This window comes from Ruegeria sp. YTSA108 (assembly GCF_059610185.1).
The window spans coordinates 64,837-77,452 of sequence record NZ_JBXWND010000011.1 but is presented as its reverse complement, the minus strand read 5'-3'; the positions used below and the strand labels follow the sequence as shown (position 1 = coordinate 77,452).

The window sequence follows — 12,616 nt, the reverse complement described above, 5'->3', positions numbered from 1 at the left end:
AAAACCCTGATCAGCGTTTGATATTGGTTGTTTCCTGAAGCATCTCATCCACCGTTTGGATAACCTTTGCGCTGGAAGAGTAAGCCCGCTGTGTCTGGATCATTGAGGTCAGCTCGGTCGCCACATCGGTAGTGGATTCTTCGCGCGCAAAAGAAACCAGGTCGCCGGTTGGCCCGTCCCCCGCATTCCACAGAAAGAACGTCCCGCTTTCCCGGGATGGTGCATAGGTCTGGCTGTCCAGCGCGGTCAGTCCATTTGGGTTCGGAACATCCGCCAATGGGATTTGGTACATGCGTCGGCTGACACCGGTATCGTAGAACGCATAAACATACCCGTTTTCGTCAACCTGAACGCTGGTCATGGTGCCGACCGCCGAACCGTCGCGCGTGATCGAAACTGGTGCAAATGTATCGGACAGTTGCGTGATTCCGTCGGCATCCCCGATTTCCCCTATATTGATTTCCATTGGGCCGCCGGCCACGTTCACCACAACGCTGCCGGTTGCTGGGTCATATGCACCGCCGGTGACCGCAGTTACGCTGGCCAGCGTGCCACCCGCAGTTCGGCTATCGGTGAAGGTCAGGGTGTATTCACCGATAATGGTGCCGCCCGAGGCTGAATCGCGCATGATCATCGTCCATTCGTTACTGCTGCCGGTGGCCGGCACTGTAGGGACGAGTTCGATATCAACGCTTTCGGATTTTCCCAGATTGTCGAAATATTCAACGGACAAGGGTTGCATGTCGCCAGGGGAACCCGCATCCGTAGCGGTCGCGGGCAGGTTCATGCGCAGATTCATCTGCGTCGTGGGCGCGCCCGACAGTTGATTAACACTGAGCTGAATGGGTTCAAGCGCAGCTGGAGTGTCACGCGGAACCGCAGGGATGGTTCCATCCGCATTCGCACGCCAACCCAGCAGAACAAGCCCTGATTCGGTGACCAGATATCCTTCTTCATTGGTGCGGAACGACCCTGTCGTGGTCAGCAACATCTCATTCGAACCGGCCGCGATCTGAGAACTTGGTCGTACAGGCATCATGCCGCGCCCACGCACCGCAAGGTCGGTGGAGTTGTTGGTTGTCACCAGCGAACCGCGCTGGTCGATCAGGCGTTGGCTGGTGGTGCGAACGCCCCCAGCGGAATAGCTGCCGCCCTGGCCGGAGGTGACCATCGAATGGAAATCGGTTTCGACCCGTTTATACCCGAAGGTCGACGAATTCGCGATATTGTCCGAGATCGTCGCCAGCCGGTTTGCATTGGCCTTCAATGCGGCCACACCTGCGTTCAGCGAAGAGGAAATTGTCATTGGCACGCCCTTCTGTTGCGTCAAATCTTGATGCAACAGCTAACGCGCTGGGCCTTAACAGCGCGCTAACGGGTAAAATGCCGTCTATCCTTTTATTCTCAGGTGCCGCGCAGAAAGATAATCTCGATCCTGTTGTTGCGTACGGCCATCGGGTTTTCATCCGACAATTTTCGATCAGCATGACCGGTTACGCGGTCCAACCTGAGCGGCGCAACACCCTTGTCCTGCAGCATTTGGCGAACTTGCTGAGCGCGCGAGGTAGACAAATCCCAGGCCGGGTTTTTGGCCAGAACCACCGGCGAGGAACCGACATGCCCTCCGACCGCCATGTCATTTGTCACCAGATCAGAGGATCGGGCCACCAACAATGTCAGAGCACGCAGCATATTGGTTGGTTGGTTCGTCCCTGATTCGAACAGAGGTTGATCCTTGGTGGCGAAGAGTTCGACCACCAGACCCTCATCCGTCACGCGGGTGACGATATGTTTGAGGACCTTGTCGGACACCATGCTTTCGCCGGTTCGCCCCATAAGCTCTGATTCCAGTGAGGAAAAGTCTTCGACCGTTTCTTTTCCGCCGCCGTCCGAGCTGACGCCAACCGATCCACGCGCTTGTCGCGCGGGCGTCGGGCTGCGTTTGCTGGCGCCGGTCCCGTCCATGACCAGAGTTTCCTCAGAGAACATGTAATTGCCGCCAAAGGCCCCATCGCCGCCACCCGAAACCGGGTTTATGGGAATGGTCGGCGAGAAATAATCCGCAAGCCCTTTGCGTTGTTGTTCCGTTGTTGCATTCAGCAGCCACATCAACATGAAGAACGCCATCATGGCTGTGACAAAGTCGGCATATGCGACTTTCCACGCGCCACCATGGTGACCATCGCCACCTGACACACGTTTCTTCTTGATGATGATTGGCGCCACATTGGATTGCGCACCCATCTCCACCACCTTTTTATCACCCAGTTACAGGGGTAGCCGGGCAGGTCTTAAGGTGGGCTTAACACTTAAAACTGTCTTGAATTCCTCACTGCGGTAATGCTGCCCCGGCGCGTCGCAGAATCAGTTGCAGGTGGTTGAAACTGTTGCTGATTCCGTCCGGTTCGGCCTTGCCGAAAAAACCATCAAGCTCATCATGAACCCGGACTGCCTGATCCAATAACGGGTCTGCCCCTTCGGCATAAAGCCCGGCTTTGATCATAACCTCGGATTGCTCGTAACTGCCAACCAGCTTGCGGGTTTCCGAGATCATCCGGTTTTCCGCATCCGAGGCAGCCGCGGGCAGGCTGCGTGAAACCGACCGGCTGAGGTCAATGGCCGGGAAACGGCCACGCTCGGCAATGTCGCGGCTCAGGATGATATGCCCGTCCAGGACACCGCGCAGAATGTCGGCAATCGGTTCATCCATGTCCGAGCCCGCGACCAGAACGCTGAATACCGCGGTGATATCACCCTGATCAGCGGTGCCCGGCCCGGTTCGTTCGCACAGACCTGCAATCAAGGGCGTGACCGAAGGTGGGAACCCGCGCAAAGAGGGGGCCTCACCCATCGCAACGGCGATTTCGCGGTGCGCCTCGGCAAAGCGGGTGACCGAATCGGCCAGAAACAGGACGTTCAGCCCCTGATCCCGCAGGAATTCCGCGACTGAAAGTGCCGACCATGCACAGCGCCTGCGGGCCAGTGCTGACTGATCCGAAGTTGCCGCCACAACCACGGATCGTGCCAACCCCTTGGCCCCAAGCGCATGTTCAACGAACTCATTAACCTCACGACCCCGCTCGCCGACCAGAGCGACCACAACCGCGTCTGCCTGCATCGACCGCGCCAGCGTGGCCAACAGGGTCGACTTGCCGACCCCTGACCCGGCGAACAGGCCGATACGCTGCCCCTGCACCACAGGTAACATGGTGTTCATAATGCTCAGCCCGGTTTCCATCCGTGCGCCCAGCGGTTTGCGGACAACGGCAGGTGGCGGATTTTGCAGGATATCTCTTTCCTGAGTGCCCGACAGCAACGGCTTGCCGTCCAGCGGTTTGCCGAAGGGATCAATGACCCGACCCAGCCAGTGCAGTCCGGGGGAAAATGCCGGTGTCTGATTTAGAATCACCCTATCACCCAAGCAAACCCCATCGGGTGCAGCGGCGGGTAACATGTGGATCAGATCCGATTCGACATGCAGAACTTCACCCGCCAGATCAGGGCCGCTGCGCCGCCGCAGGGTCAGGTTGTCGCCGATGCGGGCAACGCACTCCAACCCCTCTATTTCTATGACGCCGCGCCCAACACTGGCCACGCGGCCCATATGGCGCATGGCAGACAAACGGTCGAATTCGCATTTCAGAAGCATCGGGTCGAGATCGGTCATCGTGGGTTCTCCAACGGGTTTCTGAAAACGGTTTCTAAAGGAATCGGGGTTAAGCCTTGATTGAAATTGATCGAGGGAGAAGCCCCGATGTTCTCTGACCTGAACGTCTTTAAGACTGCGTACGCAATGGCAACCCATGCCGGGCAACGGCAGTCTGTCATTGCGCGAAACATGGCAAATGCGGATACGCCGGGCTATCAGCCCCGCGATATCGAGGCCTTTCAGGAAGCTTTCGAAAATTCCGGGCATGAGGTTGCGATGACCGCCACGCGGGCCGGGCATCTGAACGGCGCCGCCGCAGCCCAGCCCTGGGCCGAGTTCGATGCCGCACCCTCGGGCGATCCCAACGGAAATGGCGTTTCCCTTGAGGAAGAAATGCTCAAAGCGGTCGAGGTCAAGCGTCAACATGACCGCGCGTTGGCGATCTATAAATCCTCGATTGGCATCCTGCGTACCAGCCTTGGTCGCGGGTGAGGAGGGCTGAGAGATGAGCGATTTTTCCCATTCCCTTTCCGCCTCGGCCAGCGCCCTGCGCGCGCAGGCGGCCCGTTTGCGGCACGTCTCCGAAAACATCTCGAACGCGGATACGCCGGGATATCGGCGCAAAACCGTGCCGTTTGAAGCGGTCAGCAAAGATGGTGCGCAAATGGTCGAGACCGGGCGCGTTAAGCTTGATCATCGCGACCTGTCGCGCATCTATGACCCCGGCCATGCGTTGGCCGATGAGACCGGCCATTATCGCGGGTCCAATGTAGATTTGATGATCGAAATCGCTGACGCGCGTGAAGCGCAGCGCAGCTACGAAGCCAATCTCAAGATGTTCGACCAGACACGACAAATGTCGTCGAGCCTTATGGAACTTCTCAGAAAATAAAGGACACCAGAATGGATATCCGATCCCTGACCGCCGCGCAGAGCTATGCCGTAGCGCGGCCCGCTACGCAGCCCGACCCCGACCTTGCCGGAATGGCACAGGGGTTGCGCTCAACCTTTCAGGACTTTGCCGCAACATTGAAACAGTCCGAGCAGATGTCCGGCGCGGCGATGACCGGCCAAGCCGATCCGCACGCGCTGGTTCAGGCGTTGGCGCAGACCGAACTGGCCGTCGAAACCGCCGTCATCGTGCGCAACAAAGTGGTCGAGGCCTATCAGGAAATCCTGCGGATGCCGGTCTGATAGATGCTCAGCGAAGGTCTCTATTATGACATTGTCCGCCAGGCGCTTTGGGTCGCGGTGATCACATCCGTCCCGATCCTGGCGGTGGCACTGGTCTCGGGTCTGGTTGTGGGTCTGTTCCAGGCGCTGACCTCGGTTCAGGAAATGACGCTGACCTTTGTGCCTAAGCTGATCGCCATTGTGATCGTTTTCTGGATTTCGATGGGGTTCATGACCCAGACGCTGGTGACGTTCTTCACCTCAACCCTCATCCCACTGATCGCCGGAGGCCGCTGATGGATACCTCATATACCACCTTGTCCCGCCAATCGGGGCTGATGAATGAAATGCGGCTGGTGGCGAACAATATCGCCAACGCCAATACCACGGGGTACCGCCAGCAGGGCTTGGTGTTTTCCGAGTTCGTGAAAGTCTCGCCGGGCAATCCGTCCTTGTCCATGGCGCGGGCAGAGGCGCGCAATACCTCGTTGCAACAAGGCGTTCTGACCGAAACCGGCGGGCAATTTGATTTCGCCATCGAAGGCGACGGGTTTTTCATGATCGAAACCCCCAGCGGCAACCGGCTGACACGGGCGGGTGCGTTTTCACCCAGTGCCGAGGGTGATCTGGTTACCATGGATGGGTACCGGGTTCTGGACAGCAACGGCGCCCCTGTTTTCATTCCGCCGGATGCCGCGTCGATTGATGTCGGCAGCGACGGCACGCTCAGTATTGAAGGGCAGGTTCTGGGACAGATCGGCGTCTACCGCGTTGCTGATCCCACGAGCCTGGTGCGCGAAGGCAGCACGCAATTTCGGTCAGATGCAGCGATTGAACCCGTGGAGGAGCCGGTCATTGTGCACCGATTCCTCGAAGGATCGAACGTGAACGCGATCGAACAGGTCACCCGGATGATCGAAATCCAGCGCGCCTATGAGTTGGGGCAGAGTTTTCTTGAAACCGAAGACGAACGTGTGCGTGGGGCGCTTAAGGCGCTGATGCGCTGATTTGATAACGGAGGAATTGATATGCGGGCACTGAAAATCGCAGCGACAGGCATGACCGCGCAGCAGATGCGGGTCGAGACGATCTCGAACAATCTGGCGAATATGAATACCACAGGCTACAACGCGCGCCGCGCTGAGTTTGCAGACCTGCACTATCAACAAATGGCGCGCGCGGGGACGGTGAACGCCAATGACGGCACCGTCTTGCCCACAGGTATCCAACTGGGTCTGGGGGTACGCCCGGCTGCGGTCACCGTGCAGCTGGCACAGGGTGCGTTGGCGGCCACTGGCAGCGATTTGGATGTCGCAATCGAAGGGCGCGGCTATCTTGAGGTGACGTTGCCCAGCGGTCAGTCTGGCTTTACCCGTGACGGCAGCCTGAAACGCTCGGCCGAAGGGTTGATCGTCACTTCAGATGGCTTCGCTGTCGCGCCAGAGATCACAATCCCAGACGATGCAAGGTCGATCTCGATCAATGCATCGGGTGAGGTCTACGCCTATTTCGATGATACCGCCGAAGGACAGTTGCTCGGTGAATTCACCCTGGCCAGTTTTTCCAATGCCAAGGGGCTGGAGGCGATCGGCAGCAACCTGTTCAAAGAAACCGAAGCCTCGGGCGCGCCTGTTATCGGCACTCCGGGCGAGGGTGGGATGGGCACATTGCGCCAGGGATATCTCGAGGACAGCTCGGTAGATGCCGTGCGCGAAGTCACCGAACTGATCGAAGCCCAGCGAGGGTATGAGATGAACGCCAAGGTCATCTCGGCCGTCGATCAGATGATGGGCGCAACAACGCAGGTGCGGTGATGCGCGCCCTATTCATAGCACTGGTGACGATCAGCCCGCTTTGTGCCTTGGCTGAGATCGTGGTGCCGATCCGGACCATACGCGCCAAAGAGGTGATCTCGGCCGCCGATCTTGAGATCAAAGATCAGGTTGTCCTCGGAGCGGTTACAAACCCCGATGATTTGATCGGTCAGGAAGCACGCGTCGCGCTTTACCCCGGACGCCCGGTGCGCGCTGCCGATGTTGGACCGCCCGCATTGGTGGACCGCAATGATCTGGTGGTTCTGGTCTTTGACCGCCAGCCCCTTTCGATCACAGCCGAAGGCCGTGCCCTTGGGCGTGGGGCTGTCGGTGATCGTATTCGCGTCATGAATCTGTCGTCCCGCACTACCGTCGTTGGCTTTATCCGACCAGACGGTCAAATCGAGGTAAAATGATGTCCGGAAAACTAAAATTGTTGATGATGGCAAGCCTGGCTCTGACCGCCTGCGGTCGCATAGATCATTTGGGAAAACCGCCAAGTTTCACACCCGCGGACGAATCTGCTGAACATGTCGCCATGCTGTGGCCGGGTTTACCGTTGCACACGCAGCCGCAACGCAATGTGGATCGGTCATCGCTGTGGAGCGGGGGGCAGCAATCGCTTTTGGGTGATCAGCGCGCGATCAAAAAGGGCGATATCCTGACAGTTGTGATCGAGCTGGACGAGAAAGCCGAGATTTCCAACGATACGAACCGCTCGCGCAGCGGGTCCGAAAGCCTTGAGGTTCCAGAGCTGTTCGGCCTGCCGCAGCGCGCATTGGAACGGCTGCCCGATGGGGCGACGCTGGACGAAGCTGTCGGGATCGACTCATCCTCGGTCAGTAAAGGCAAGGGCTCGGTCAAGCGTAAGGAAAAGCTGACCCTGCGGGTTGCGGCGACCGTCATCGACGCCTTACCGAATGGCGTGCTGGCCATATCCGGCTCGCAAGAGCTGCGCGTTAATTTCGAGCTGCGAGAGCTTTTGGTCACGGGATATGTGAGGCCACAGGACATCTCGCGGAAGAATGAAATCACCTATGACAAGATCGCCTCGGCGCGCGTGTCTTATGGTGGCCGAGGCCAGATCACGGATGTGCAGCAGCCTCGTTACGGCCAGCAGGTCCTCGATACACTTTTGCCGTTCTGAGGTCGTATAACAATGAAAAAGCTACTTCCTATATTGTTTCTGCTTGTTGGCCTAGGCGGTGGAATTGGTGCGGGAATTGCCATGTCTCCTTCTGGAAAAACCAAAGATGGTGACATGGATAAATCCGCTGCCGCCGAACCCAAGAAAGCCAAGGAGAAGGCCACTAAGACCAAGTCGGACAAAAAGGATACGTCCAGCAAGTATGAATATCTGAAGATGACGAAACAGTTTGTGATCCCGGTCGTGAAGTCCGACCGGATTGCCGCGTTGGTCACAATGTCGCTGAGCCTGAAAACCAAACCCGGCGTTGCTGAAACGATTTATGAGTTTGAGCCAAAGTTGAGAGATGGGTTTCTGCAGGTTCTTTTCGATCACGCAAATACCGGTGGTTTCAACGGCAACTTTACGGAATCCGACAATCTGGATTTGGTCCGAAAGGCTTTGCTGCAGGTCGCCAAGAAGGATTTGGGTGATGACGTGCTGCAAGTCCTGATCATGAGTGTTAACCGTCAGGATACTTGAAGCCTGTTTCGGCCCGCTTATTGCCGCGATCGCTTTTTCATAAGCATGTCTCGGCGGGCCTTTTGTTGTTCTTCAATCAGCTTTCCTAGGGCCTGTTTGCGTCCGAACGCTTTCCGCAAGGCTTGCATCTTGGTTAGCTTTTGCGCTCGGACGCGCGCAAGGTCTGTATTGAGTTTTCGTCGGGTTGCCTCTTCCCATCCACGCCACAGAACATCAGTGCCGGTGACCTGATATCCATCAGCTTGGCCGCTGTTTTGACGGGTCTGCTGAAGCTGTGCGTCCAATCGGCTCAGTTTTTGCAAAATCTCGGCCTCGGCTTCGATATATGGGCGCAAGGTCTGTTGCTCTTTTTGGAAGGCCGCGTCGGATAAACGCTTCAGATCGGCAAGTCCGGTAAGCCGCATCAAATTCTGTCCTTCGCGCGTTTGCGCATGGCTTCGGCAAAGCGGATGGCGGCTGCGACAGGGCGATAGTGTTCCGGGGCGATCTCATGCCCGATTTCGACGGTCGCATGGAGAGCCCGTGCGGTGGGGGGATCCGAGTGTATCGGAACCCCGGCCTCGGCCGCCGAGGCGCGGATGGCGGCCGCAATCTGGTCGACACCTTTCGCCACGCATGTCGGTGCGGAGCCGGCCGTCCGCTGCCATTTGAGAGCTACCGCATAGTGGGTCGGGTTCACGATGATCACATCCGCAGTCGGGACATTCGCCATCATCTGATTTGCCGCAATCTCCTGTGCACGCTGGCGGCGCTGTTGTTTGACATGTGGGTCACCTTCGGCGTCTTTGGTCTCGTCCTGAATTTCTTTGCGGGACATCCGGTTCTTGCGCATATGCTCGGAATATTGCCACAGGTAGTCCACGACTCCGATGGCCAGTGCGATGGTGACAACGATGAATAGGAACCGGAATAAAAGGTTCATCATCAAGACGATCGACGATTGCGGTGGCGCGGCGCTGGTAGTCAAAATCTCGGGCAGGTTGACGCGCAGAAACATCAACAGGCAGACGCAATAAATCAGCAGCTTCGCAAAGCTTTTGGCAAATTCGAACAGACCGCCGCGCCCGAATTTGTTCTTGGCATTGGACGGAATCGAGATCCGCGACAATTTGGGCTGCAGCTTGCTGGGGGCAAAAACCAGGGCCTTTTGGGCGATCAGGCTCAGCAGAACCGCAGTGGCGGGAACAACAAATATGGTTGCCATCGAGATTGCAGCCTTGCCAAGCATCCCTCCCACCAGACCGTCAGCCGGGCCATCCGTCAACATGGTTCCGATCTTGTCGGATTGGTCGATCAGAACGACAAACAATATTCCCAGATGTTGAACACCAATCTTGCCTGCCAAAAGCAAACCTATGAGCAGCCCGACATAAGCCGCGACAACAGACAGGTCGTTTGATTTGGCGACCTCACCCTTTTCCCGTGCTTTCAGAAGCTTTTGCGGCGTCGGGTCGTATGACTTGTCGCTGTCGTTGTCCGATGCACTCATCTCGGATCTCTCAGCGGGTTCTGCATGAAGTCAAACAGGGCATCCGACCAGACCGACAGGATTAGAGGCGCGCCAGCGCACAGCAAAAACAGCCCCGCAAATGTGATGGCCGGGGCGCCGACAAATGCCACCATCAGCTGTGGCATGGCGCGGTTGATGACACCAAGCGCAAGGTTGTAGATCAGCGAGGCAATCACAAACGGCATCGCCAGTGCGAATGCCAGGCTGAAACTGTACGAGACCCGTTCCACGCCCCATTCCGACAAATCCGGCGCCGCAGGTGTGGTTCCGGTGGGAAACAGATCGTAGCTGTGGACCAGGAACTCTGCCAAGCGGATGTGCAGGCCAAGCAATACGGCAAGGGTCAACCCGGCCAATGTCAGCAGATAGCCCATGGCCGGAACCGGATCAGCCGCTGCCCCGCCCAGAATTTGCGAGAGTGACGTTGCCTGTGCGGCGATGGACCCTGCCGTCTGCAGGGTCAGAACAAAGATGCGCAGCGCCATCCCGAGCGCCATTCCGACAAGAGTTTCGGTGGTGATCAGCTGGACCATGGACAGGAATTCGGGATCGAATTCCTTTGTCGGCACTGCCGGTGCCACGATCAACGTAAAGGCAACGGCAGTGCCAAGTTTGACACGGGTGGGGATGCTGCGTTCCCCGAATGCGGGCATCAAGGATACCATTGCCGAAACGCGTAGGAAAACACCAAAGAAATGCCAGGCCCCAGAGCCCAGGTGCGACAAGAGTTCGGGTGGGAGGGCGATCATGCGGGTACCGTGCCTACAAGTGCGGGCCGCGCCTCGAGCCCGATTTCCTCAAATGACAGGACCGGATTGGACACGCCGCGCGCATGCATGATCGTACGCAGCAGCCTGCGGCGCCGGGTCGAGGTCACGACGGCGGGAAAGATGCCATGGTCAGCAGAATGTGAGACACTGTCCACCACGCCGTCTGCAAGCTTGTTGAACAGGTTCGGCGGCAGGGCGACATCCAGCCCTGCATTGGGTGCATCGACCTGATAGGTGGCAAATGTGTCTTCCCATTCCGGTGCAAGCTGGATCAGCGGGATCGACCCGTCTCCGCGTTTCATGTCGGCCACAAGCTGGAACCCAAGCCGCTGTCGCACCAGTTCGCAAATCCCTTCGGGTTGCGTGGTGGTCAGGCGCGCCTCGGCGATGCTTTCGAGGATAAGCGCCAGATTGCGGATCGAAACCCGTTCGTCCAGCAACAGGCGCAGGACTGCGTGAAGTGTGTCGATTGGAACCTTGTCGGGGATCAACTCGTCCAGCAGTTTCCTGTTTGCCTCGGCCCGGACCGGGTCGCTGAGCCGGGCCATTTCTGATAGCAGCCTGCGTAGCGCCTTCAGCGTCAACAGACGCGAGAAGTTCTGTTTGATGATTTCCAGCAGATGTGTTGCCAGTATTTCCGGAGGCGAGACAATCGTAGCGCCGTTCATTGCTGCGGCCTCTTGATCCTTGGGCAGGATCCAACGTGCAGGCGCACCATAGACAGGTTCGGTGACATCCCTCCCCTCGGGCAAAAGATCGTGCCCGTCCTGAACCAGCGCCAGAATCAGATCGGGGTTCAGGGCACCACGGGCCTGTTCCACCCCATGTACCTTGATGACATATGTCCCCATCGGTAGCTCGGCCCGATCGGTCAGACGGATATCGGGCAGGATCAATCCAAAGGTCGAGGCGACATAGGTCCGCATATTCGCAATGCGTGCATCCAGTCCGGTGCCCTGGTTCAGGACCATGCTGACCAGATCCGGTGCGAATTCCAGGTGAACATCATCGAGGTCGAGAATATCGCCAATCGCCTGCGACACCGCTGTGTCCGCCTCATCCGTCGCAGTTTGAACCTGGGTCTCTTGCTTTTGCTGTTTTCGGTGCACTGCATAGGCGGCGTAGCCCAAAACGCAGGCCCCTAGAATAAAGGGCAGAAACGGCAGACCCGGAACCAGGGCGAACAGCACCATCAGACCGGCAACAGTGCCCAGCGCGGCCGGGTGGCGCCCCAGTTGCGATAAGATGGCGATGTCAGTTGCGCCCTGCGTGCCGCCACGTGCCAATAGCAAAGCGGAGGCGATCGAGATGATCACGGCCGGTATTTGCGAGACCAGACCATCGCCCACCGTCAGGATAGCGTAGGTTTCGAACGCCGATGACACCGGCATCCCGTGCACGATCACGCCCATGACAAGCCCCATGACCAGATTCAGCAGGGTGATCAAAAGCCCGGCAACTGCGTCGCCTTTGACGAATTTCGACGCCCCGTCGAGCGAGCCGAAAAAGGTGGTTTCCTGTTGTTCCCGTTCGCGCCGCTCCTTGGCCTCTTGATGGTCGATGGCGCCAGCGGACATATCACTGTCGATGGCCAGCTGTTTCCCGGGCATCCCATCCAGGGCAAATCGCGCACCAACTTCGGCCATGCGGGCCGCGCCTTTGTTGATGACCATAAAGTTCACGATCAACAGGACGCCGAACACGACAAGGCCCAGGAATATGCTGCCGCCCATGACGAAGCTTGCGAATCCCTCGATCACATCGCCGGCGGCATTGGGGCCGGTATGCCCCTGACCGATAATCAGCTTGGTCGATGAGACGTTCAACGACAGCCGGAGCATCAAAGACCCCAGAAGGATGGTCGGGAAGGAAGAGAAATCCAGCGGCCGTTCGATGAACAGGGTCAGCGTGAAAATCAGGATCGCCAGGGCGAAGGACGTGGCCAGTCCGACATCCAGAACCCAGGACGGCATGGGCAGGATCATCATCACGATGACGGTCATCAACGCAAGCGCCAGCAAAACAGTCGGA

At 58.0% G+C, this 12,616-nt stretch carries 16 protein-coding genes; 9 read left to right on the top strand and 7 right to left on the bottom strand.

The annotated features are described in order from the left end of the window. Positions 1-10: 10 nt before the first annotated feature. From AC2FHW_RS15310 to AC2FHW_RS15300, 3 genes are all read right to left on the bottom strand, one after another. The gene (locus AC2FHW_RS15310) at positions 11-1,306 is read right to left on the bottom strand and encodes a flagellar hook protein FlgE (protein ID WP_271950842.1); all 1,296 of its coding nucleotides are present in this window, start codon (positions 1,304-1,306) and stop codon (positions 11-13) included. Between the two features lie 98 nt (positions 1,307-1,404). Next, positions 1,405-2,244, bottom strand: coding sequence for a flagellar motor protein MotB (locus tag AC2FHW_RS15305; RefSeq protein WP_281973564.1), 840 nt, complete (start codon positions 2,242-2,244; stop codon positions 1,405-1,407). A gap of 85 nt (positions 2,245-2,329) precedes the next feature. Further along, positions 2,330-3,667, bottom strand: coding sequence for a FliI/YscN family ATPase (locus tag AC2FHW_RS15300; RefSeq protein WP_142638331.1), 1,338 nt, complete (start codon positions 3,665-3,667; stop codon positions 2,330-2,332). A gap of 87 nt (positions 3,668-3,754) precedes the next feature. On the opposite strand from AC2FHW_RS15300, the gene AC2FHW_RS15295 reads away from it, so the two are divergent. The 9 genes from AC2FHW_RS15295 to AC2FHW_RS15255 are packed head-to-tail and all read left to right on the top strand — an operon-like array spanning position 3,755 to position 8,305. Further along, complete coding sequence (locus tag AC2FHW_RS15295) at positions 3,755-4,141, top strand: FlgB family protein (RefSeq protein ID WP_142638329.1); 387 nt, start codon at positions 3,755-3,757, stop codon at positions 4,139-4,141. Between the two features lie 13 nt (positions 4,142-4,154). Then, positions 4,155-4,541, top strand: a complete 387-nt coding sequence (gene flgC / locus AC2FHW_RS15290) for a flagellar basal body rod protein FlgC (RefSeq protein WP_142638327.1) — start codon at positions 4,155-4,157, stop codon at positions 4,539-4,541. 11 nt (positions 4,542-4,552) lie between these two features. Beyond that, entirely contained in the window at positions 4,553-4,843 is a 291-nt protein-coding gene (gene fliE, locus AC2FHW_RS15285; protein ID WP_142638325.1) for a flagellar hook-basal body complex protein FliE, read from the top strand. Positions 4,844-4,846: 3 nt separating this feature from the next. Further along, the gene (locus AC2FHW_RS15280) at positions 4,847-5,119 is read left to right on the top strand and encodes a flagellar biosynthetic protein FliQ (RefSeq protein ID WP_142638323.1); all 273 of its coding nucleotides are present in this window, start codon (positions 4,847-4,849) and stop codon (positions 5,117-5,119) included. Continuing rightward, the gene (locus AC2FHW_RS15275; RefSeq protein ID WP_496822166.1) at positions 5,119-5,829 is read left to right on the top strand and encodes a flagellar hook-basal body complex protein; all 711 of its coding nucleotides are present in this window, start codon (positions 5,119-5,121) and stop codon (positions 5,827-5,829) included. The genes AC2FHW_RS15280 and AC2FHW_RS15275 overlap by 1 nt, the downstream gene beginning before the upstream one ends. A gap of 21 nt (positions 5,830-5,850) precedes the next feature. After that, on the top strand, positions 5,851-6,636 hold the full coding sequence (gene flgG / locus AC2FHW_RS15270; RefSeq protein ID WP_142638319.1) for a flagellar basal-body rod protein FlgG: 786 nt from the start codon (positions 5,851-5,853) through the stop codon (positions 6,634-6,636). Further along, positions 6,636-7,052, top strand: coding sequence for a flagellar basal body P-ring formation chaperone FlgA (gene flgA, locus AC2FHW_RS15265; protein ID WP_281973569.1), 417 nt, complete (start codon positions 6,636-6,638; stop codon positions 7,050-7,052). The genes flgG and flgA overlap by 1 nt, the downstream gene beginning before the upstream one ends. Beyond that, the gene (gene flgH / locus AC2FHW_RS15260; RefSeq protein WP_425595610.1) at positions 7,052-7,783 is read left to right on the top strand and encodes a flagellar basal body L-ring protein FlgH; all 732 of its coding nucleotides are present in this window, start codon (positions 7,052-7,054) and stop codon (positions 7,781-7,783) included. Before flgA ends, flgH begins: the two co-directional genes overlap by 1 nt. A gap of 12 nt (positions 7,784-7,795) precedes the next feature. Beyond that, positions 7,796-8,305, top strand: a complete 510-nt coding sequence (locus AC2FHW_RS15255; protein ID WP_282022185.1) for a flagellar basal body-associated protein FliL — start codon at positions 7,796-7,798, stop codon at positions 8,303-8,305. A gap of 17 nt (positions 8,306-8,322) precedes the next feature. Here AC2FHW_RS15255 and AC2FHW_RS15250 read toward each other — a convergent pair whose 3' ends face one another. The 4 genes from AC2FHW_RS15250 to flhA are packed head-to-tail and all read right to left on the bottom strand — an operon-like array spanning position 8,323 to position 12,588. Next, a complete protein-coding gene (locus AC2FHW_RS15250; protein ID WP_496822164.1) occupies positions 8,323-8,709 on the bottom strand; it encodes a hypothetical protein in 387 nt (128 codons plus the stop codon). Next, positions 8,709-9,794 carry a flagellar type III secretion system protein FlhB gene (gene flhB, locus AC2FHW_RS15245; protein WP_496814127.1) on the bottom strand — a complete coding sequence of 362 codons (1,086 nt, stop codon included), beginning with the start codon at positions 9,792-9,794 and terminating at the stop codon, positions 8,709-8,711. Before flhB ends, AC2FHW_RS15250 begins: the two co-directional genes overlap by 1 nt. Then, positions 9,791-10,564 (bottom strand): flagellar biosynthetic protein FliR, encoded by a 774-nt coding sequence (locus tag AC2FHW_RS15240; RefSeq protein ID WP_142638307.1) that lies wholly within the window; start codon positions 10,562-10,564, stop codon positions 9,791-9,793. The genes flhB and AC2FHW_RS15240 overlap by 4 nt, the downstream gene beginning before the upstream one ends. Beyond that, positions 10,561-12,588: a flagellar biosynthesis protein FlhA gene (gene flhA, locus AC2FHW_RS15235; RefSeq protein ID WP_496822189.1), complete on the bottom strand. Its 2,028-nt coding sequence runs from the start codon at positions 12,586-12,588 to the stop codon at positions 10,561-10,563. Before flhA ends, AC2FHW_RS15240 begins: the two co-directional genes overlap by 4 nt. Between the last annotated feature and the right edge of the window lie 28 nt (positions 12,589-12,616).